Source organism: Massilia sp. LMS1-1-1.1, from assembly GCF_040815535.1.
GTDB lineage: Bacteria > Pseudomonadota > Gammaproteobacteria > Burkholderiales > Burkholderiaceae_D > Janthinobacterium > Janthinobacterium aestuarii.
This window is the reverse complement of record NZ_JBFPNG010000066.1, coordinates 177,124-199,163: the sequence shown is the minus strand read 5'-3', so window position 1 is coordinate 199,163 and position 22,040 is coordinate 177,124. Positions and strand designations below refer to the sequence as shown.

At 59.7% G+C, this 22,040-nt stretch carries 18 protein-coding genes; 12 read left to right on the top strand and 6 right to left on the bottom strand.

Annotated features, from left to right (window positions below):
* Positions 1–98 precede the first annotated feature (98 nt).
* From gyrB to MRBLMS1_RS28865, 5 genes are all read left to right on the top strand, one after another.
* Entirely contained in the window at positions 99–2,597 is a 2,499-nt protein-coding gene (gene gyrB / locus MRBLMS1_RS28885; RefSeq protein WP_338680078.1) for a DNA topoisomerase (ATP-hydrolyzing) subunit B, read from the top strand.
* A 315-nt stretch (positions 2,598–2,912) separates the two neighbouring features.
* Positions 2,913–3,953, top strand: coding sequence for a restriction endonuclease (locus MRBLMS1_RS28880; protein WP_485883800.1), 1,041 nt, complete (start codon positions 2,913–2,915; stop codon positions 3,951–3,953).
* A 347-nt stretch (positions 3,954–4,300) separates the two neighbouring features.
* Positions 4,301–6,304 (top strand): restriction endonuclease, encoded by a 2,004-nt coding sequence (locus MRBLMS1_RS28875; RefSeq protein WP_485883798.1) that lies wholly within the window; start codon positions 4,301–4,303, stop codon positions 6,302–6,304.
* Between the two features lie 62 nt (positions 6,305–6,366).
* Positions 6,367–6,498, top strand: a complete 132-nt coding sequence (locus MRBLMS1_RS28870) for a hypothetical protein (protein WP_485883796.1) — start codon at positions 6,367–6,369, stop codon at positions 6,496–6,498.
* Between the two features lie 198 nt (positions 6,499–6,696).
* On the top strand, positions 6,697–7,758 hold the full coding sequence (locus tag MRBLMS1_RS28865) for a GGDEF domain-containing protein (RefSeq protein WP_070302912.1): 1,062 nt from the start codon (positions 6,697–6,699) through the stop codon (positions 7,756–7,758).
* Here MRBLMS1_RS28865 and MRBLMS1_RS28860 read toward each other — a convergent pair.
* On the bottom strand, positions 7,755–7,994 hold the full coding sequence (locus MRBLMS1_RS28860) for a hypothetical protein (protein ID WP_485883793.1): 240 nt from the start codon (positions 7,992–7,994) through the stop codon (positions 7,755–7,757). The two genes, MRBLMS1_RS28865 and MRBLMS1_RS28860, sit on opposite strands and share 4 nt — an antisense overlap.
* A 165-nt stretch (positions 7,995–8,159) precedes the next feature.
* On the opposite strand from MRBLMS1_RS28860, the gene MRBLMS1_RS28855 reads away from it, so the two are divergent.
* Both MRBLMS1_RS28855 and MRBLMS1_RS28850 read left to right on the top strand, forming a co-directional pair.
* On the top strand, positions 8,160–9,170 hold the full coding sequence (locus tag MRBLMS1_RS28855; RefSeq protein ID WP_485883791.1) for a hypothetical protein: 1,011 nt from the start codon (positions 8,160–8,162) through the stop codon (positions 9,168–9,170).
* A 158-nt stretch (positions 9,171–9,328) separates the two neighbouring features.
* Complete coding sequence (locus MRBLMS1_RS28850) at positions 9,329–10,480, top strand: AI-2E family transporter (protein WP_128140544.1); 1,152 nt, start codon at positions 9,329–9,331, stop codon at positions 10,478–10,480.
* A gap of 1 nt (position 10,481) precedes the next feature.
* On the opposite strand, the gene MRBLMS1_RS28845 is transcribed toward MRBLMS1_RS28850, so the two are convergent.
* From MRBLMS1_RS28845 to MRBLMS1_RS28835, 3 genes are all read right to left on the bottom strand, one after another.
* Positions 10,482–12,206: a methyl-accepting chemotaxis protein gene (locus MRBLMS1_RS28845; protein WP_485883789.1), complete on the bottom strand. Its 1,725-nt coding sequence runs from the start codon at positions 12,204–12,206 to the stop codon at positions 10,482–10,484.
* 402 nt (positions 12,207–12,608) lie between these two features.
* Positions 12,609–13,523 carry a toxin-antitoxin system YwqK family antitoxin gene (locus MRBLMS1_RS28840; protein WP_485883787.1) on the bottom strand — a complete coding sequence of 305 codons (915 nt, stop codon included), beginning with the start codon at positions 13,521–13,523 and terminating at the stop codon, positions 12,609–12,611.
* Between the two features lie 41 nt (positions 13,524–13,564).
* Positions 13,565–14,479, bottom strand: coding sequence for a DMT family transporter (locus tag MRBLMS1_RS28835; protein WP_128140548.1), 915 nt, complete (start codon positions 14,477–14,479; stop codon positions 13,565–13,567).
* Positions 14,480–14,580: 101 nt separating this feature from the next.
* Between MRBLMS1_RS28835 and MRBLMS1_RS28830 the strand changes: the two genes are divergently transcribed.
* The 3 genes from MRBLMS1_RS28830 (at position 14,581) to MRBLMS1_RS28820 (ending at position 16,663) form a co-directional block, all read left to right on the top strand.
* Positions 14,581–15,369 (top strand): AraC family transcriptional regulator, encoded by a 789-nt coding sequence (locus MRBLMS1_RS28830; RefSeq protein WP_083292680.1) that lies wholly within the window; start codon positions 14,581–14,583, stop codon positions 15,367–15,369.
* Positions 15,370–15,486: 117 nt separating this feature from the next.
* On the top strand, positions 15,487–16,086 hold the full coding sequence (locus tag MRBLMS1_RS28825) for a MarC family protein (protein ID WP_034754361.1): 600 nt from the start codon (positions 15,487–15,489) through the stop codon (positions 16,084–16,086).
* A gap of 31 nt (positions 16,087–16,117) precedes the next feature.
* Complete coding sequence (locus tag MRBLMS1_RS28820) at positions 16,118–16,663, top strand: DinB family protein (RefSeq protein WP_485883784.1); 546 nt, start codon at positions 16,118–16,120, stop codon at positions 16,661–16,663.
* Here MRBLMS1_RS28820 and MRBLMS1_RS28815 read toward each other — a convergent pair.
* Complete coding sequence (locus MRBLMS1_RS28815; RefSeq protein WP_485883782.1) at positions 16,628–17,818, bottom strand: MFS transporter; 1,191 nt, start codon at positions 17,816–17,818, stop codon at positions 16,628–16,630. The two genes, MRBLMS1_RS28820 and MRBLMS1_RS28815, sit on opposite strands and share 36 nt — an antisense overlap.
* On the bottom strand, positions 17,815–18,996 hold the full coding sequence (locus MRBLMS1_RS28810; protein ID WP_485883780.1) for a serine hydrolase domain-containing protein: 1,182 nt from the start codon (positions 18,994–18,996) through the stop codon (positions 17,815–17,817). Before MRBLMS1_RS28810 ends, MRBLMS1_RS28815 begins: the two co-directional genes overlap by 4 nt.
* Positions 18,997–19,110: 114 nt before the next feature.
* On the opposite strand from MRBLMS1_RS28810, the gene MRBLMS1_RS28805 reads away from it, so the two are divergent.
* Together MRBLMS1_RS28805 and MRBLMS1_RS28800 are read left to right on the top strand one after the other, a co-directional pair.
* Positions 19,111–20,001, top strand: a complete 891-nt coding sequence (locus MRBLMS1_RS28805) for a LysR family transcriptional regulator (RefSeq protein WP_485883778.1) — start codon at positions 19,111–19,113, stop codon at positions 19,999–20,001.
* A gap of 207 nt (positions 20,002–20,208) precedes the next feature.
* Positions 20,209–21,915 carry a methyl-accepting chemotaxis protein gene (locus tag MRBLMS1_RS28800; RefSeq protein ID WP_485883776.1) on the top strand — a complete coding sequence of 569 codons (1,707 nt, stop codon included), beginning with the start codon at positions 20,209–20,211 and terminating at the stop codon, positions 21,913–21,915.
* Positions 21,916–22,040 lie beyond the last annotated feature (125 nt).

Genomic DNA, 22,040 nt, shown 5'->3' with positions numbered 1-22,040 from the left:
CGCCGTCTGTCGGGTTACGCCGTTCCGGCTAACCCGACCTACGGTCATCAGCCAGCAGCCCCGAATCAATCAGCAATCGTTATTTGAGAAAGCAGTCCATGTCCGAGAATCCACAAGACACCCCGATCCAGGCCAAAACGGAAGAATACGGCGCCGCCTCCATCCAGATCCTGGAAGGCCTGGAAGCCGTACGCAAACGCCCGGGCATGTACATTGGCGACACCTCGGACGGCACCGGCTTGCACCATCTGGTATTCGAAGTGCTGGACAACTCCATCGATGAATCGCTGGCCGGCCACTGCACGGAAATCCACGTCACCATCCACAGCGACAATTCGATCTCGATCACCGACAATGGCCGCGGCGTGCCGACCGGCCTGAAAATGGACGACAAGCACGATCCGAAACGTTCGGCGGCGGAAATCGTCATGACCGAACTGCATGCGGGCGGCAAGTTCGACCAGAACTCCTATAAAGTCTCGGGCGGTTTGCACGGCGTGGGCGTGTCCTGCGTAAATGGCCTGTCGAAACTGCTGAAACTGACCATCCGCCGCGATGGCAAAGTGCACCACATGGAATTCGTGCGCGGCGTGCCGCAAGACCGCCAGATCGTCATGGTCGGCGACATCGCCACCTCCCCGATCCGTGTCATCGGCGAAACGGACAAGCGCGGCACCGACGTGCATTTCTGGGCCGACGAAGAGATTTTCACGCACGTCGAATTCCACTACGAAATCCTGGCCAAGCGCATCCGCGAACTGTCCTTCCTGAACAATGGCGTCAACATCAAGTTGTCCGACCAGCGCACGGGCAAGGAAGAAGTGTTCGCCTTCGAAGGCGGCACGCGCGGCTTCGTCGAGTACATCAACAAGGCCAAATCGGTCTTGCACCCGACCATTTTCCAGGCCACGGGCGAGCGCATGTCGGACCAGAACACGAACATCTCGGTCGACGTGTCGATGCAGTGGAACGATGCCTACAATGAACAGGTGCTGTGCTTCACGAATAACATCCCGCAACGCGACGGCGGCACCCACCTGACGGGCCTGCGCGCGGCAATGACGCGCGTCATCAACAAATACATCGATGAACACGAGTTCGCCAAAAAGGCGAAAGTGGAAATCAATGGCGACGACATGCGCGAAGGCCTGACCTGCGTGCTGTCGGTCAAAGTGCCGGAACCGAAATTCTCGTCGCAGACGAAAGACAAGCTGGTATCGAGCGAAGTGCGCGGCCCGGTGGAAGAAATCGTCGCCAAGACCCTGGCCGACTACCTGCAAGAAAAACCGAACGACGCCAAGATCATTTGCGGCAAGATCGTCGAAGCGGCACGCGCCCGTGAAGCGGCCCGCAAGGCCCGCGATTTGACCCGCCGCAAAGGTATCATGGACGGCCTGGGCCTGTCGGCCAAGCTGGCCGATTGCCAGGAAAAAGACCCCGCCCTGTGCGAACTGTACATCGTCGAGGGTGACTCGGCAGGTGGCTCGGCAAAACAAGGGCGCGACCGCAAGTTCCAGGCGATTCTGCCGCTGCGCGGTAAAGTGCTGAACGTGGAAAAAGCCCGTTTCGAAAAAATGCTGTCGTCGGAGCAGATCACCACCCTGATCGCCACGCTCGGCACCTCGATCGGACCGGACGAATTCAACGTCGAGAAACTGCGCTACCACCGCATCATCATCATGACCGATGCGGACGTCGACGGCGCCCACATCCGTACCCTACTGCTGACCCTGTTCTACCGCCAGATGCCGCAACTGGTCGAGCGCGGCCACATCTACATCGCGCAACCGCCGCTGTACAAAGTCAAAGCCGGCCGCGACGAGCGCTATCTGAAAGATGACGCCGAGGAAGCGAGCTACATGATGACCGTGGCGCTGAACACGGCCGTGCTGGTGCCGCGCGAAGGCGCGGAAGGCATTTCCGGCGAGACACTGACGGAACTGGTGCGCAAGTTCAACCTGTCGAACACCATCATGACCCGTCTGACGCGCGTCATCGACCGCGCCGCCCTGACGGCCATCATGACGGGCGTGCAGCTGGACCTGTCGACCCTGGACCTGGCGGAAGCCTCCGCCCTGGCCCTGCAGACGGCCATCAACGACAGCGCCGTGCGCGTGCACGTGCGTTCCGACGACTTGTCGGAAAAACACAAGCTGCACATCGAGCGCATGTACCACGGTAACGTCAAAGTCACGGCCATCGACGCCGACTTCGTGCAAGGCCCGGACTACGCCGTCCTGAGCAGCGGCGCCGCCACCTTCGAAGGCCTGATCGGCGAAGGCGCGTTTGTCCGCCGCGGCGAAGGCGAGCGCATGAAGGAAATCGCCGTGGTCGACTTCCACCAAGCCATGCAATGGCTGCGCGACGAAGCCGAACGCACCGTTTCGAAACAGCGCTACAAAGGTCTGGGCGAAATGAACCCGGACCAGCTGTGGGAAACGACGATGGACCCGACCGTACGCCGCCTGTTGAAAGTGCAGATCGAAGACGCGATTGCCGCGGATCAGATCTTCACGACGCTGATGGGAGATGATGTGGAGCCGCGCAGGGCGTTTATTGAGAATAATGCGCTGCGCGCGGGGAATATTGACGTGTAAACCTGTCGGGTGACACGGAAAGTGAAAACTGTGCCAAGTTAGTAAAAAATCCGTGTCATATAAAATGAAAAAAACGCCAGCCGATGTTGGCATTTTTCAGGTGCGCAGAAAGTGAAAACTGTGACAGGTAAGTGAAAAAGTTTAACGCTGGTAGAAAGAATACCTCCTGCTCCGGCCATTTATTTAATTGACGTGCGTGGTCGAACTATATCTTCAGAATATTAATAAAAATACAGACCGCTCTCGACCAGCCGCAGACGTACCTATTAGGTTCATTCTGCTAAAAATTCGTTATGGACTAGCCGAAAGAAAAACATGACGGAAGCCTTTCACTACCCACCCGAACTTTTTGAGCTACTTATTGAGACAATTGCACGCCTCAGTCGTGGAAAAAAGGGAGTGGTGCTATTCTTTCGCGGATCTGGCGTTGCTGCAGAAGACCTCAATGAAGTTGACGGGATTGTGAACCTCACCCCTAACGCTATCAACAAATTCGAGATCGTTCGCAACGTTCTCACAAAGGTTAATGCCCGTGGGGATAGTGGTTTGCGACCACGTCGCGAAATTATCAAACGTGTGGTGGAGTTCGAACATTTCGAAACTTGTTGGCCTGAAGATCAACTCAAGGCCAAAGGCTTAGTTACGAGTGTTCGTGAAGCGGTTAACACCAAAGATGCGTTCACACGTATGAAACAGGAGCGTGATGCCGAGCGGGAGCAAACTTTGCAACGTCAGCAAAGTGTACATGCAGCTGCAGTAGAAAAACGCGCCAAAATTGGCGACGTTGCCGTTCGTCTATCTGCACTTTTCAGCATGGACGATAAGCCTCAAGAACGAGGCAAGCTGCTAGAAGGCGTGCTCAACGATCTCTTTCGCGCATATGGAATACACGTACGCGAGGATTTCCGTCGCAAAGACCCGGACACTTCGACGGTGCTTGAACAAATCGACGGTGTTATCGAGCTTGATGGTGCAATACACCTGGTCGAAATGAAATGGCTCAAGACTCCCGTGGGGGTAAACGAGTTCTTCCCACATCTAAGTCGCCTTTTCCTACGTGCAAATGCTCACGGGATCTTCATTTCCTCAGCCGGCTACACGGAACCAGTAATCAAGGAATGCAGAACAGCGCTCGCACAAAAAACCATGATACTCTGCTCCTTGCAGGAGATTGTAATGTTGCTGCAAAGACAAGACAAGACAATTTTGTCACGTTTCTCAAACAAAAATCCCACACTGCAATTGTCGATAAGAATCCATACTTGGAAATATTGCAATGACGATGCGTTACAATTGAACTGGATAATTCGTATTGAGCGAACTGATAATGTCACGGGAGGGTCAAGTCAGTTCTGAGTATTCAGGCTGCAAACTAAATACTGCATTGGCCCTGGGATCGCATCCGATTTTTCGTCTTGCTATCTGATTGCATGTAGCAACGACGAACAATTCAGCATGCTGCTTGCTAGCGCCCTTCAATGCCCACTAGATGGAAAAATCAATTGCGCCACTCAACTCAACATCGCGACTAAATCGCCATGACTTTCCTAGACTCGTTCATAATTTTCTTTATGAATAGTTTTATTTGATCAAATTATCAGGCGGCAGTATTAGAGAACCTGATGCAAAACAACAGAATAATCGTGACTGCGTATACTGCAAGAATTATCATAGTGAAACCATTTCCACATTAGTGTGATTGCATGGCAAAATCTCGTTTTCCGCAAAACTTCCCTCCGCATCTCACTCCGTTTACGCCAACTGAACCTCTGCTCGGCATTGGCCCATTAGGCAATCATCCGCTAAGATTCCAAGACATGCACGCGGCACAGTTCGAGCAATTCTGCTGGTGGCTACTGCAACGAGACTATGACATTGAAGGATGCCAAATAATTGGCGGGAGTGGCCTATCTCAAGGTGGTATCGATCTGTTTGGTTATTCTAGAGATGCCAAAGATCAAGTAATCGTATTCGAGTGTAAATGTTGGAAGGATCTCGAGCCTAGAGAGCTAAAAAATGCAGTTCAGCGGTTCTTAGCCGGCCCTTGGGCAACACCCGGCACGAAGTTCGTCCTCATTGTCGCACAACAAAGCACCAATAGATTTGCAGAAGCATGGAATGAAGCGCGCCGGCTATTGAGAGCTCAAAACATAATTTGCACACTCTGGACTAGCCTACACTTAACAGAATTGGTTCGACTTCATCCAGACGTCCTAGTCCGCTTTTTCCCCGATGCAACGGTTAATGTCTACTGCAATGAGTGGATGCGCCGCGTAGGCTTCATGATGCAACTACAAAAGGCTCTCGTGGACGAGCGTCCTGCAATCCGAAGGCTCGCAAATGAATTTCTCGGCCAAGAAAATCAAGATACTCAAAAATTAAAGCTAGAACAGATAAACGCATTTGAGGATAACTGGACTTTCGATGCTCCTTGGGTGCACTTGGACACAATACTTCCGAGCAAACGCTTTACGACCGGGTCGTTGGCCATTGTGGTTAAAAAGCAAACGACTTCTGGACTCACCGTCGCGCTATCTCAAGAATGGTTGCTAAAAAACCTCCTCGCACTTCCGGGGGCTCCGGCAAAAAATACCTATCGACCGTTTATTTACGGTCCAGCCACACCCTCCCTAGATGCAGATGTCGTTATAGATCTTCATAGCGCTCGTTTACAGATTCCGTACACGGGATTAACAGCCATGTGCCAAGCTCTGGATAGGTTGATGCCGGTTTATACAGATGCACTACGCTCGCTTGAACAACGCTGGGACGCAATAGGCCACCCATTCATTGGTCATAACGACAATACAGTAGTTGCAATCTGTACAATCCCGTCACACATTTGGAGACTAATGTTGGAGTTCGTATGTGAACATGATGCAAATGATGGGGTAAGTGATTGGCACATCTTCGACGCAAATCCTCATTACATTAAAATCTATACAACGAAATCCCATCCAAATTTCAACCTTGGCTACCATACCTTTATTCAGGCGCGTGACGACTTAGAAGAGCTCTGCTATGGCGACGATGTTGTCCTCACGTGGGAACCACCTAATTCTTTTCAAAACTTTGAGTTAGAGCCAGGGCGATGGATGTCATGCACTGAAGCTTTGAACTGGTTGCGAGATAGCTTCCTTCCTGAAGTAGGCAGATGGCTCATTGAACGTGAGCTCCGAACAAGCTGGCCATGGCAACGACCAGCAAAGCGTAAGAAATTGGCTGCCATATGGACTCAGCAAACCAGAATATGGGTGCATCACGAGCATCCGTTATCATCTAACGAAGAGCAACAATCAGTTGGATTGATAGCAATAGTTGAAAAGCTGCAATCAAATATGGGCTATGGTTCGCCTAAGTTGTATCTGAACATTGATGAAACACGATCACTCTATCGTTCCGTTATAGCCGTGATGAAAGGCGGACGTGGTCATGTACCGTACATTAGTTCTAACTTAAGCTTAGGGAACTTGTGCCTATCCCATCATGACATCGTCCAAGTATTAGAACAGCGCATACAAATGGACAATTCATCCTTGTCTGAATACGCAGTCAGACATCTGCTCAGCGCAATGCTGGAAGGGTTGAATGACGATGATAGCTGGATCGAAGGAACACAAAAAGAGCTAATTTTTGCGGGGTTGATGCCACTGATGCACTACCACGATATGGTTCAACTATTTAAACGACATTCGAAATGGCCATAAGATCAGTTGACCACAACAGCCTTCCGTACCCTTATCTTGGTAAAACGATAGAGATAATGGTCTTGTGGCCGAATAGCATCCTCACCGATGCGCGCCGCATCTACGACAAAGCAGGCTTCCAGTTGATCGAAGAAGAGGCGCATCACAGCTTTGGCAAGGACCTGGTAGGTCAGGTGCTGGCACGCGAGCTGTAACGACGTGCTTGCGCCGCGGTCTGTCACTGTGGCGGCGGCAGGCCACTGGCCGCCGCTTTCCTCTTCCCGATCCCCACTGCCGCCAAGAAACCAGTACACTAGTTCCTGAGCGCAACTATTTTGTGCGCGCGCCATGCCGCCTGCCGTTGCCGGGAGGCGTCCCTGCCGCAAGGCGTGTTGTCTGCCTGGACGAATGGAATGTTCACTTCTCGCAGCCTGTCTCCTGCCTTCTATTACCTGTTCTTTTCAGGAGAACGGGAGCAACAGCAGCGCTTTTTCAAGGAACTGCATTTCATTTCGATAGCCATCCTGACGTTTGGCCTGGCTTGCTGGCTGGTCACGTTCAGCCTGACCTTGCCGCGCGCTTCGTTCGATCATGCACAGGCGGCGCTGGGCGTGACGGGCATGCTGGGCGGGCTGCTTCTGACCGTGTATGCGAAGTCCTTGCAGGCGATTATCGCCAGCGGCACCATCAGCGTGCTGTTCATCGCTTTCGGCTTTCGCGTGCTGATGCTGAGCACGGAAGACCCTGCTTTCTGGGTGTTGCCGTTGGGCGTGATGATCACCCTGACGACGGCGCCCATCTTTAGCGGCATCGCGTATTACCTGGGCGTGTCGCTGTGCGTGTGGGCCATGTTGGGGCTGGGGCAATTTCCCGTGCATGCGGGCCAGGCCGACCAGCATTGGCCCGTGCTGGCCGTCACCATCAGCGTCATCATCGGCCTGGCACTGAATATCTATTTTCTCGTCTTGCGCATCCATAACTACCGTGCCCAGCGCGAACTGGCGACGATGGCCTATAAGGATGGTTTGACGGGGCTTAACAACCGCCGCATGTTCACGCAGGGCGCCCGCACCCTGCAGCGCACGGCGCGCACGCCCGCCTATTTCCTGATGATCGATATCGACGACTTCAAGCAGATCAACGACGTGTACGGCCATGACGTGGGCGACGAGGTGCTGAAAAAGATCGCCGACGTGATCGCCAAACTGTCTGGCGAGCACCTGTGCGGACGCCTCGGTGGCGAGGAGTTTGCCGTCATTTACCTGGGCGAAAAGAACGCGGCCTGCGCCTTTGCCGCACAGCTGGTCGACAGCGTCGAGGCGGCTTTCGTGCCGGAACGCAAGGTGTCCGTCAGCATCGGCGTCGCAGAGCTGCTCAAGGAAGCGGACTTGTCGCACAGCTACCGGCGTGCCGATGAATCCTTATACCAGGCCAAAAAAAGCGGCAAGAACCGCTACGTGCTCAACGCCGCCTAGGCATTGCCGCTGGGTCCGGCATCGAGCAGCGCCAGCACGGCCTGCGGGGAAAGCTTCCAGGGATCGCGCTGCTCTGGGTCCACCTCGTACCAGCTGTCCTGAGCGCCGATCTTGAGGATGCTCAAAGGGATGTCATTGCTCTCAAAGAACGCCAGCATGGGGCGAATCAAACGGCTCACCTTGGCGTGGTCTTCTCGGTACAACGAACTGGTATAGAAGCAGCCCTTCTCTCCCATGCGCAATTTCCTGGCCGCGCCGACACACGAGATCTGGGCCATGGCAATGGGGACAGTGATTCAATAGCCAAGCTTGGCAGAAAGAGATTTATTCCTGAAATGCTAAGATCGCGGCCCGCGCATGCCGGCAACCGGTCCGGCATGGCGTCTCGACAAGGACGGCCATTGAACACCCCAGGAAAAATCACTCTACGCATGCTGTCGCTGTGCGCCACGCTGTGCCTGCCGCTTTCCACCATGGCAGAAACTATTTCTGCCGAAGATGCCGCCTTCTTAGCCGCCACGGTGCCCGTGCCATCGCCGCCGCTGCGCCTGAGTGCGCATCCGGAGATCCGCGCCGACATCTTCAAACTGCTCGGTTATGCGCGCGGCAGCTATACGCAGGGCAACACCCTGATCGCGCGCCAGGTGCTCGACAGCATGTATTCACTCGACGACATCACGCGCACCATGCTGCCCGACGGGCGTTCCGTGCTGGCCTCCATCGATGCCGGCACACACGGTGCACGGCGCGCCGCCATGCTGTTCGATCCGAAGCGCAAGCTGTTGGCGCTGGGCCTGGTCAACGGCCATTGCCAGGCCGCCATCGGCGGCGCGGCCCCCGCCTGCCTGCCATCCACGCACGCCGTGCTGACGGTGTTCCTGCCACCGGGCGCGGAGGATGAGATGGCCGCACCGCTGCTCGTGTGGGCACGGCAGTTGCCGACCACGCTGGCACAGGCTGCACCGGCACAGCGACAAAGCATTGCTGCCGTGGAATACATCACGACCCGCCCCGGCCAGCCCGGCTGGGAACCGCGCGACGTGCCGCCCGGCTTTCCCGCCAGCCTGTTGCACCTGCTGCTGCCGAATGCGGAATTGAACAGCAGTTCCAGCGGCGGCAAGATCGTCACACCGACGGGCCTGGCCGGTTTGCCCATGCGCACGCCGACGGAAGCGGCCGAGGCCGGCGACGAGCCCATGCCCGATGCCGACATCACCTTGCGCAGCTATGCCGATTTCCACTGGGTACTCAACACCTACGCCAAACTGGCCAAGGGCGCGCAAGTGAAAGGCCATGATGACAAGGTGGTGTTTACGGGCAGCGATACGGGCGGCCGCTACACGGTGACCTTGCGCGAACCCAACAAGGACGATGGCGTGCTCATCACCGTGGCCAGCTGGCGGGAAAAATAAGGTAGGCGCATAGGGAAAGCATTGCCATTACGCACAAGAACATGGCATTTTGGCATTTTGCGGTATGATTTCCGGCCGTGCGCCGCGGCCCTGTCCCTGCCCACCCTGCCCTTCAAGCCAGTCACGCTTGCGTCGCATCCTGCCCCTAAGGAATTCATATGTTCGGTTTTAACTTGCGCGTTGCCAAGATGGTGTGGACGGCTTTCCTCATCGCCTTCCTGCTGTTTCTCACCTACAAGGTTTCGTCGACCCTGATCGTCGTGGTCTTTGCCATTTTCTTCAGCTACCTCGTGTATCCGCTGATCGGCCTGCTCGAACGCCATGGCCCGAAACGCTTGCCGCGCACGGCCGCCATCGGCATCGTCTTCCTCGTGGTGATCTTGCTGGTGGCGATACTGGGCTCCATCTTCGGCGCGCGCATCGAGGAAGAAGCGATCAAGCTCAGTAATCAGTTGCCGACCCTGCTCAAGGGCAACAACTTTGCCGAGCGCATCCCGTTGCCGGAATTCATGGAGCCGTTGCGCGCGCGCCTGCTGTCGTTCATGCAGACGCAGCTGAGCAGCGGTACGGGACAAGCGATGCCGCTGGCGAAAGAACTGGGTTTGACCGTCATGCATGCGGCCAGCAACCTGATCTATCTGGTGCTGGTGCCCGTGCTGAGCTTTTTGCTGATCAAGGAAGGGCCGGACATGCGCGACGGCTTGCTGTCCCTGCTGAACCGCCCGAACAAGAAACTCTGGGGCGCCATCATCGATGACCTCGACATCTTGCTGTCGCGCTATGTGCGCGCCCTGCTGCTGTTGTCGATCGCCACCTTTGTGTCCTACAGCATCGCCTTTTCCCTGATGGGCGTACCGTACAGCCTGCTGCTGGCCGGCGCGGCCGCCTTGCTGGAATTCATCCCGTTTGCCGGCCCGCTGGCGGCGGCCGTCATTGCCGTGGTCGTGGCCGGTTTCAGCGGTTTCGAGCACGTGTTCTGGCTGATCGGCTTTATCGCCGCTTACCGTTTGTTCCAGGATTACGTGGTCAACCCGTATTTGATGAGCGAAGGCGTGGAAGTGAGCCCGCTGATGGTGATCGTCGGCCTGCTGGCCGGCGACCAGCTCGGTGGCGTGGTCGGCATCTTCCTGTCCGTGCCCGTGATGGCGGCCATCAAGATCGTCTTCGTGCGCGCGCGGGCAGCCTTGCAGGCGCGCCATGATGCGCTGGAGAAAGCGGAACAGGCTGCGGAAGAAGCGCGCGCCCAGGCCCTGGCCGAGGCGGCGATGCTGCAGGAACAGGGCAGCAAGGCCACCCTGCCGGCGCAGTAATTTAGAACTCTTCCCACTCGCCGCTATTATCGGCGGCAGGCTTGGCAGAACGGGGCTGTGCCGGAGCGGCTGCCGCAGCGCGGCTTGGCGCCAGGCGCAGCGCCGGGCGTTTCAAGGCCGTGCTGGCGGCTGCCACGACAGGCTTGCGCAAGGCAGGCTTGGCGGCAGGACCGCTATGGTTGGCGTCGAGTTTGAAGATGCTGACCATTTCGGCCAGCGCCGCCGCCTGTTCCTGCATCGATTCCGACGCAGCTGCCGCTTCTTCCACCAGCGCCGCATTCTGTTGCGTCACGGTATCCATTTCCGCCACGGCCTGGTTGATCTGGCCGATGCCCAGTTCCTGCTCGCGGCCGGCAGCACTGATTTCGCCCATGATGTCCGTCACGCGGCGGATGCTGGCCACGATCTCGTCCATCGTCGTGCCCGTCTGGCTGACCAGCGCGCTGCCAGCGCCCACGTTCTGCACCGACGCTTCGATCAGTAGCTTGATGTCCTTGGCGGCGCTGGCCGAGCGATGCGCCAGGTTGCGCACTTCGGTGGCGACGACGGCAAAGCCGCGGCCCTGTTCGCCGGCACGCGCGGCTTCCACGGCCGCATTCAAAGCCAGGATGTTCGTCTGGAAGGCGATGCCGTCGATCACGCCGATGATGTCGGCGATCTTTTTCGACGATTCGCTGATGGTGCCCATGGTATCGACCACTTGCGCCACCAGCGCGCCGCCCTTGACGGCCACATCCGAAGCGGAGACGGCCAGCTGGTTCGCCTGGCGCGCATTGTCGGAATTCTGCTTGACGGTCGAGGTCAGTTCTTCCAGCGACGAAGCCGTTTCTTCCAGGCTCGACGCTTGCTGCTCCGTGCGGCTGGACAGGTCCAGGTTGCCCGAAGCGATTTCATTGCTGGCCGTGGCGATGGCGCCGCTGCCGTCGCGCACGCCGCGCACGGTGGTCGACAGGCGTTCCTGCATTTTCTGCAAGCCCGTCAGCAAGGCGCCCATCTCGTCGTGGCGCGTGATGACGATGTCGTTGGCCAGATTGCCGTCGGAAATGGCGCCGAAATGGCGCAAGGCCTGGTCCAGCGGGCCAAAGATGGCGCGCAGCAGCAAGATGCTGGAAATAATCGTCAGCAAGGCGCCCACCAGCACGCCGCCGATGGCCATTGCCACCTGAGTACGGTAGCTGGACTGGCTTTCCGCATACATCCGGGCGGCCGAAGTGGTCTGGTATTGCGTCAATGTTTCGGCGGCCTGGTCCAGGCTGCGGTACAGGGGCGTCAGCCCCGTCATCATCAAACCGTCCGCTTGTGCGACGTTGCCTTCACGCAAAGCCTTGCTCATGACCAGCAAGCCGTTGCTCATGTACTCGCTGCGCTTCTTGTCCATGTCGTCGGACAGGCGCTTTTCGTCCGTGCTTTGCGGCAAGGCCAGGTAGACCTTCCAGAACTTGTTCGAGGCTTCCATGAATTGTTCGGCACGGGCCAGGGTATCCTTGGCGTCGGCCGCTTCGGGATGCACCATCACGCGGTCCATCGTGAACCGGGCGCGGCCCAGGGCAATTTGTGATTCGCCGATCGCTTGCGTCGATGCCAGCTGATTGCTGTAGACCTCGTTAAGGCTGTTGTTGGCCGATTTCAGGCTGATGATACTCATGACGCCCAGCACGGCGATCATCAAGCCCAGCACACTCATGGTGGCAATCAGGCGCATTTTTATTGTTATGTTAGACAGCATGCAGTTTTCCTTGGTAGGGGCGCAACCATGCCTGCGCCCGCCAAACGGGATAGCAGCAAACGCCTGATGGGCGGGTCACGTGAATTGTTCAGGACAGATCGATACGGCGTGTGCGGCGGCAGGGGGGAAGGCGGCCCGCGCATATCGTCAGGAGTGCAAGACAGGGCAACGAGGTCGAGGTTTCCTGTACTTTTATTTCCTGACTGCAAGATACAGGGAAAGATTACTAGTAGCAACATCCAGCATGGATTTTCACGCTTTGTAACAAGTAGATGATGTTTTTTGCGCAGAACTGGCATTCCGCAATCGTGCGCGCTCGCGTGGAAATGCCAGTTATGTTAATAGATGGTTTCTGCAATCGAGCATGGTCAGCATTTGCCAGCCACCGTCCGGCGTCGCCTTTTACAGCCCCTGTTTCACGTCATCGACATACAGGCCGCCACCGCCAGGTTCCACCCACTGGCCCTGCTTCTTGCCGTTGACATAGTTGCCCTGCCATTGCACCACGCCGTCAATGCGGCGTTCGCTGGGGCCGTTCAAGCGGTCTTTCACAAACGTGTCATAACCGGTGAAACTATGCATGTCCACTTCGCGCCATGCGGCCACGCCCGGGCTCACTTCCCAGCGGCCCGTGCGCTGGCCACGCTGCATCATGCCCGTCGTCGTTTCATCGCCGCTTTCATACGTCCACGGCCCTTCGGCCTTGTCATCGACAAAGGCGCCAAACGAGCGGATGGTGTTCGGCTCTTCGTAATGCCACTGCCCCGTGCGCTTGCCCTGTGCATACTGGCCACGGGCATACACGCTGCCCACGCAGCAATTCACGTTGTACTCGATGAATAGCCCATCCTGGCTGGCGGCAAAGCGCTGCGGCTGCGTTTCCCATGTGATCCACTTGATGTGATAGCTGGGTGCGCGCTTCCCTTTCCAGCCCTTGCCCAGCAGATACGTGACCGTGAGAAAATGGCCATCCTTTTCCTCGAAGGTTTTTTTATAGGCAAACGCCGGGGCATCGGCCGGCTTGCCGGGCAATAAATCGCCATCGATATTGAAATAGCCGACCAGCTTGCCATGGCCATGCTCGATGGCGTCGAACTCGGCCACGCCCGTGGGTGCGTAGACGATGCTGTCGTCGATCTGCGGCACATGGACCAGCGCCGTGCGCACCTGCGCCTCGTCCATGGTTTTCGCGCCGCGCTCGACGGTGCTGGCGGTGGCCATCGGTTTACCGTCGTAGAACCGCGCCGCCTGCGCTGGCGCCAAACCTCCCAGCGCCAGCAGCGCCGCCATCGTGCTCATCCAAAATGTTTGCCGCATGCCCACTCCACTGCCTGAAAACCGCCATTATGCATGGCCGTTCAGGCAAGACCGGATACGCGAGGACGCTGGCCAAACAGGGGCCGCTGCACCGTCTGCGCCAGCAGCACGCCCAGCAGCGAAATGCCGCCGCCGACCAAGTGGTACACATGCATGCTTTCGTGCAACCAGACGATGGCCAGCAAGGCCGTCAGCAGGGGCAGCAGGTTGACGTAAATGCTGCAGCGGTTCGGTCCCAGCAGTTTGACCCCTTCGATCCACAGATAGGACAGCACGATGGACGAGCCAATGCCCGCATAGCCGATCAAGGGCAAGGTGGTGGCGTCCAGCCTGGCGCTGCCGGGCGGCAAGAGCAGGAAGAACGGTAACATGCACGCCAGGGCCGCCAGCGCCTGGCAATAAATGGCTTGCCAGGCGGGAACGGACAACCGCCAGCGGCGCAGCAGCACGCCGTACAGGGCGAAGCTCAGGGAGGCGAGCAGCATTAGCGCATCGCCCGCATGCACGCCTTGCTGCAGCAAGGCCAGCACGTCGCCACGCCCCACCAGGTACAGCAAGCCGCCAAACGACAGCACGCCGCCGGCCGCCATGCCGACCGTCAGGCGCTCGCCCAGCAGCAGCACGCTGAGCAGGGCCGTCATCAGGGGCGCCAGCGCCGTGACGATGGCCATATTCGTCGCCGTGGTGCTTTCCGCGGCGCGGTAGGACAAACTCTGGAACAGGGCCATCGACATCAGGCCGCACAGGGCCAGCTGCCACCAGTGGCGGCGGATGGCCGCGCGGTTGCGCCACAGGGGCCGGGCGATAAATGGCGTCATCACGAGCAAGACCAGCACCAGACGGTAAAAGGTGATGGCCGTGGGGGCGATGCTGGACGCGGCCAGCTTGGACACGACGACGTTGCCGGCCCACAGCAACATGGCCAGAAACGGATACAGATAGGCGCGCACAGGCATGCGAAACTCCGGGAATAGTTACGGGAAACCATCATGCCGCAGGCGCGCCGCGCCTTCTCGCGCTAAGATGTCCGAACCTATCGCAAAACTGACCTTATTTGATGGATTGTTCCTCTCCCGCCTTTCAGGAATTGCTGCCCGTCACGGCACGCGCCATGGCGCTGGCCGTCGACTATGCGCACGGCCACGTGATTTCCGCGCACCGCCACACGCATGCGCAGTTGCTGTACGCCATCGAGGGCGTGATGACCATCGAAGCGCAGGGCGGGCGCTGGGTGGTGCCGCCCACGCGCGGCGTGTGGCTGCAGCCCGGCATCGCGCACAAGGTGCGCATGAGCGGCGCCGTCAAGATGCGCACGGTGTTCGTCAACTGCGCCAATTCGCCATTGCTGCCGGGTCACAGTTGCGTGCTCGACATCAGTCCTTTGCTGCGGCAATTGATCGTGGCGGCCGTCGACATCGCGCCCGATTTCACGGAAGGCAGCCGCGACTGGCATCTGCTGCAATTGCTGTTGCATGAGCTCGACAGCCTGCCCGTGCTGCCCCTGTATCTGCCGCTGCCCATGGATGCGCGCCTGCGCGGCATTTGCGCGCGGCTGATGGAACAACCGGGTGAACAGCAGACGGTGGCGCACTGGGCGCAGGAACTGGCGATCACCGAACGCAGCCTGCACCGATTATTCCAGAAACAGACGGGCATGCGCTTTGGCCAGTGGCGCCAGCAGGCGCGATTGCTGCGGGCACTCGAACAATTGGCGCAAGGCGTCAAGGTCATCGACGTGGCCATGGACAACGGCTACACGAGCCAGAGCGCGTTCACGGCCATGTTTAAAAAACATTTCGGCACCACGCCCACCGCGTTTTACCAGGCTAAAGTCATTGCGGCGTAAAAAAAATGCTGCTATGCATCAATAATCATGGGCGATTGGGGGCAGGCTTGTTATCATCGCAAGCCTTATCGCACCGCGCCCATCCTGGCAGCGGTGTTGACCTCAGCTCACACCACCATGACACAGAATTTCTTCCAGACATTTATCCTGCTCTTGCTCGTCACCGACCCGTTCGGCAACGTTTCCCTGTTCGTCAATGCCCTGAAACGGGTGCCCATCGAGCGGCGCTGGAAAGTGGTGGTACGCGAGTGCATGATCGCCTTTGGCATCTTGCTGTTGTTCATGTTCTTCGGCCGCCATTTCCTGAACGCCTTGCAATTATCGGAAGTGGCGCTGCGCATCGGCGGCGGCGTGATCCTGTTTCTGATCGCCATGCGCATGGTGTTTCCGCAGCCAAACGCGGGCAATAGCGACCACGAGATGGGCGGCGAACCGTTCATCGTGCCGCTGGCCATCCCCGCGCTGGCCGGCCCGTCGGCGCTGGCCACCGTGCTGCTGTTTTCCTCGCATGAAATGAACGAAGTGATCGCCCACGTGGCGGGGCTGACGGCCGTGGCCGTCGTCTGGCTGGCCGTCTTCCTGTGCGCCGAACGCTTGCAGCGTGCGCTCGGTCCAAGGGTCATGACGGCATTCGAGCGCCTGATGGGCTTGATCCTGACGGCCATGGCCATTGAAATGCTGCTCGCCGGCATACGCGCATTCCTGAAATCCGTTTAACATCAGCATTCATCCACTGAAGGAGTCCAGCATGAGCCGTTGCGCCCACATTTGCCTGATGGCCGATTACAACCAGTGGATGAATGCCAAGGTCTATGCGGCGGCGGCCAGCCTGCCGGCGGAAGAACTGCAGCGCGAGCGGGGCGCCTTTTTTGGCTCCCTGCTGGCCACCCTGAATCACGTGATGGTGGGCGACACCCTGTGGCTGCAGCGCTATGCGAAGCACCCGGCCGGCTTCCCCCTGCTCGACCCCATCCGCGCCATCACGCCGCCTGCTTCGCTCACGCACCCGCTGTTCGCGGCCGAGGATTTTGCCGCCATGCACGCGCACCGGCAATGGCTGGACCAGCTCATCGTCGGCTGGGCCGCCTCCATCCGCGAAGAAGACCTGGACCATTTGCTCGACTACCGCAACAGCAAGGGGCCGAACCGGCGCGAGTTTTTCAGCCTGCTCATGCATTTCTTCAACCACCAGACCCATCACCGGGGCCAGGCCAGCACCCTGCTGTCGCAAGCGGGCGTGGACATTGGCGACACGGATTTACTGTTTCGCATCCCCAACCATCTTGCCGACTGACGGCGCGCGGTACAGCCACGCTTTCCCGGCAATCGCCGCCAGCGCCAAGGCACCCAGCAGCGCGCCGCAGCCCAGCGCCCCCGGCATGCCGTAGGACTCGATGGCGATGCCGCCCGCCATTGCACCCACCGTCACGCCCAGGTTGATGGCGGCGATATACACGCCGATGGCGAACGCGGGCGCCTCGCGCGCTTCGCTGCTGAGCCACACTTGCGTGACGATCAGCCCGCTCGTATGCGCGGCGCCCCAGAACAGCAGCAAGACGGCCAGCGCCAGCCAGCTGATACCCGTGCCCGCATACTGGTACAGCAGCCAGTATGCCAGTCCCAGCAGCACGGGCTGCAGCAGCACCGTGCGCAGCACGTGCGTACCCAACTGGCGCCCCGCGAACAGATTGCCCGCCACGCCACCGATACCAAACACCACCAGCGCCAGCCCCGTCTGGCGCGCCGACAAGCCCACCTGCTGCTGCAGATATGCGGCCGCATACGCATACACGGCAAACATGGCGGCAAACACGAGCACGGCGGCGGCAATGGTGAACCACAGGGCCGGTTTGCGCAGCACGGCCAGCTGGCGTCCATATGCCATTGGCGCTTCCTGCGGCGTGTCGGGCAGGAACAGATATAGCCCCAGCGCCGCCAAGGCATTGACGAGGGCGCAGGCAAGGAACGATGCCTCGTAGCCATATTGGGCGGCGATCCACGTGGTGAGCGGGATGCCCAGCACCATGCCCATGCTGGTGCCCGTGAACGCGTGCGCGCCGGCCCGCGCCGCCTGTTGCGGCGGATACAGGGCGGCAGCGGCCACCATGGCCAGCGAGAAATACACGGGGTGGAACAGGGCCGGCACGATGCGCAGCGCCAGCAGCAGCTCGAAGCGGGGTGCATACGCCGACACCACGCTGGCCAGCGCGAACACGAGCAGGGACGCGATCAGCACGCGCTTGCGGCGCCAGCGCGTAGCCAGCAACACGAGAAAAGGGCCGCCCACGGCGATCACGAGGGCGAACAGGCTCACCAGCGAACCCGCCTGCGCGGCCGTCACGCCGTAGCGCTGCATGATCATCGGCAAGATGCCGACCACGCCAAACTCGATGCAGTACACGCCGAACAGGCCCAGCGCGAGGAAGACGATCGGGTGCGGGCGCGTCATGGCGTTTCCTTGGCGCCATACACTGCCTGGCACAGTTCCGCCACGAACGGCCCCGCCATGCCTTCCAGTGCCGTATTCGTAAACGCCACCACGGACAGCTCTTGCGCAGGGTCGACAAACCAGGAATGGCCATAGGTGCCGCCCATGCGCCACGTGCCCACGGACTCCGGTGTGGCGGCGGCAAGCGGGTCCGTCAACACGGTAAAACCGAGGCCAAAGCCCCGCCCCGGCCAGAACGGCAAATCGAAGCCGCCCGTCTGGCTCGTGCCCATCTGCTGCGCCAGACCGGCTGGCATCAGGGGCGCGCCGCCCTGGCGCAACGCTTCCAGCAAACGCATGAAATCAGGCGCGGAACCCACCATGCCCGCGCCGCCGGACGGATAGACCTGCGCATCGCAGGCGCGCGCCGGAGATAACACAAACCCGGCCATGCCATCGAGAAACGGCAGATGGTCTTCGCCCTCGTCGCGCAAGCGGCGCGGCCGGGATTCTCCCGCTGCCCGGTCCGCATACACGACGGCCAGGCGCGCCGGTCCCGTGGCCACAAAACCCGTGTCGCGCATGGCCAGCGGCACCGTCACCAGATATTCCACGGCGTGCGCCAGCGGCATGCCGGCCGCCTGTTCGATAACGGCGCCCAACACATCGGTGGCAATCGAGTATGCCCAGCGCTCGCCCGGTGCATACGCCAGCGGCACGGTGGCCAGGCGGCGCAGATTGTCCTCCAGGGAAATGCGGGACGCATCCATGCCGTCGGACACCCCGGCCTGCGCATACGCGCCGCCCGGCGGCTGGAAGAAGCCATAGTCGAGGCCGACCGTGTGCGTGAGCAGATGCCGCACGGTGATGGGCGCCACCGTACCGTCCGGCTGGCGCGGCGCAAAATACGGCAGCCAGCGTGTCACCAGGTCGTCCAGGCCCAGCCGGCCCTGCCCCACCAGCGCCAGCGCGGCCGTCGACACGATGGGCTTGCTGACGGACGCCAGGCGGAAGACGGCGTCCTCAACCATGGGTATGCCCGCCTCGAGGTCCAGGTGGCCGGCCGCGCGGCGGTACACGTCCTTGCCACGCTGGCGCACCAGGACGACGGCACCCACCAGGCGCTGCTGCTGCAAAACAAAGTCGAGCAAGGGATCGATGCGGGCGGACAGGGCCGCAGGAGAGAAGTTGTACATCATGGCGTAGCCTTTCAAATGATCAGGCTGCCAAGGTAAGGCAGGTGCGATCAAAGAAAAACAGGCTATAGTTTCTGTCTGTGCGGACGTTGGCATCCGCAATCAATGAGGATCGACATGGATAACCTGGCGGGATTCACGGCCTTCGTGCAGGCGGCCGAAACGCGCAGTTTTGTCGCGGCGGGCCGCGTGCTCGGTATTTCCGCCTCGGCCGTGGGCAAGAGCATCGCGCGGCTGGAAGAGCGTCTCGGCGTGCGCCTGTTTCACCGCAGCACGCGCAGCATTGCGCTGACCAGCGAAGGCACGGTGTTCCTGGAACGCTGCCGGCGCATCCTGGGCGAGATCGAAGCTGCCGAACTGGAGTTATCGAACAGCAAGAGCGCGCCGCGAGGCCGGCTGCGCGTCAGCTTGCCGCAGGTGGGCAGCTTGCTCAATCCCGTGCTGGCCGCGTTCGTGCGCGCCTATCCGCTGGTGGAACTCGATCTCGACTTCAGCGACCGCCGGGTCGACGTGATCGAGGAAGGCTACGACGCCGTCGTGCGCGCGGGAGAAAGCGCCGACAGCCGCTTGATGAGCCGCCAGCTGGGCCAGTTCCAGCTGCAGCTGGTGGCCGCGCCCGCCTACCTGGCGCAACACGGCACGCCGCTGCTTCCCGCCGACCTCGCGCGGCACACTTGCCTGCTGTACAAATTTCCCAGCAGCGGCAAAGTCGAGGCCTGGCCCCTGCCCGAGTGGCAGGCCCTGCATGCGGCCGGCTTGCCGGCCCTGCTCCACTGCAACAATGTCGACACCTTGCTGCACTTTGCCGAAAGCGGTCTGGGCATCGCCGCCCTGCCCGACTTTGCCGTACGCGCCGCGCTGGCCGCAGGCCGCTTGCATCCGGTGCTGGACGCGCACCGCCAGCACGATGGTGCCTTCCGCATCCTGTGGCCCAGCAGCCGCCACCTGACGCCGAAACTGCGCGCCTTCATCGACTTCCTCGCCACCCACGTGTTTCCGGAAAGCTGAACCCCCATCAGCGCCGCGCTCGTTGTTTCCACACGACAACTTAGTCAAGTTGCTACCAGTTTTTCAGCTTTTCACGGACTTGATACAAGTTTTTGTATTGCAGTGCGGAATTTTGAGGAACAATTACAGGCTGGCCGCCGCTACGTATAAACCCGTAGCCCCGGCCTGTCCGATGTTTTCCCTCACTTCCGCAACACGAAAGCAATCATGTCACTCACACAATTCAAAATCGGCACCCGGCTCGGGATCGGGTTTGCTGTCGTCCTCGGCCTGCTGGTCGCCGTCTTGCTCGTCGGCTTGTATTCCATGGGACAACTGAGCGCGCGCACGCACGACATCGTGGCCGACAAGAACGTCAAAATGGCGGCCGCCAATACCATGAGCGACAACGTGCGCAACATTACCCTGGCGATCACGAGCATTGTGGTGGCGCCGACGGAAGCGCTGGTACAGGCGGAACTGGCAAAGATCGGCGAGTCGCGCAAGAAATACGGCGCCGCCAAGGAAACCTTGCAAAAGAAAATCTCGACGGACAAGGAAACGGCCTTGATGGCCGAGCTGGACGCGGCCCTGAAATCGGGCGCACCGCTGAACAACAAGGTCATCGAGCTGCGCAATGCGGGCCAGACGGAAGAAGCGATCGCTTTCCTGACGCAGCAAGCGGCGCCGAGCCTGAAGCGCGTGCTGGGCGCGCTCGACAGCCTGGTCGCGTATGAAGGCGAGCAGGCGGCGCAAGCGGCAACGGAAGCCGAAACGCTGAGCAACAGCGCGCGCGCTTCCATGATTACCTTGGGCAGCGTTGCCGTGCTGCTGGGCGCTTTTGTTGCCTGGATCATCACGCGCTCGATTACCCAGCCCATCAATGCAGCCGTCAGCGTGGCCGAAACCGTGGCCTCGGGCGACTTGTCGTCGCACATCGTCGTCAATTCCAGCGATGAAACGGGCCGCCTGCTGGGCGCCCTGAAAGCCATGAACACCAGCCTGCTGGGCGTGGTGGCGCAAGTGCGCAACGGCACGGATGCGATCTCCACGGCATCGAGCGAAATTGCCGCCGGCAACCTCGACCTGTCGTCCCGCACGGAAGAGCAAGCCAGTTCGCTGGAAGAAACGGCGTCGGCCATGGAAGAGCTGACCTCGACCGTAAAGCAGAATGCGGACAATGCGCGCCAGGCGAACCAGCTGGCGAAAAGCGCATCGGAAGTGGCCGTGCGCGGCGGCAGCATCGTTTCGCAAGTGGTCGACACCATGGGCACGATCAACGCCTCGTCGCGCAAGATCGTCGACATCATCGGCGTCATCGACGGCATCGCTTTCCAGACCAACATCCTGGCCTTGAACGCGGCCGTCGAAGCGGCGCGCGCGGGTGAACAGGGACGCGGTTTTGCCGTCGTGGCCTCGGAAGTGCGCAACCTGGCGCAGCGCTCGGCGGGCGCGGCGAAGGAAATCAAGGAGTTGATCGCCGCCTCCGTCGCCAACGTGGACACGGGTTCGCGCCTCGTCAATGAAGCGGGCCAGACCATGGGCGACATCGTCGACAGCATCGTGCGCGTGACCGACATCATGGGCGAGATCACGTCCGCTACGCACGAGCAGACCATCGGCATCGAGCAGATCAACATGGCCATTGCCCAGATGGATGAAGTGACGCAGCAAAACGCGGCCCTCGTGGAAGAAGCGGCGGCCGCCTCGCAAAGCATGCAGGACCAGGCGGGCGAACTGGCGCATGTGGTCGGCTTCTTTAAAACCGGCAACCATGTTGCCAGCGCACCCAAGCTGGCGCCTGTGCGCACGGCACCAGCCGCCCCCGCCATCGCGCGCCCTGCGGCCAAGCCAGCGCCAGCGCACAAGGCCGTCGCGGCCGCGCCGGCACGCCGCAGCAATGCGGCTGCAGAGAGCGAATGGGAAGAGTTTTAATGCACGAGTTTTAACCCTCAGCAACATCGCAACGGGGGAAGGCCAGGCAGGAAGTTGCTGCCTGGCTTTTTTTCGTCTGCTAATACCACTTTTTTTGCCGTAAAGCCCGCGCAATAGACAAAAGT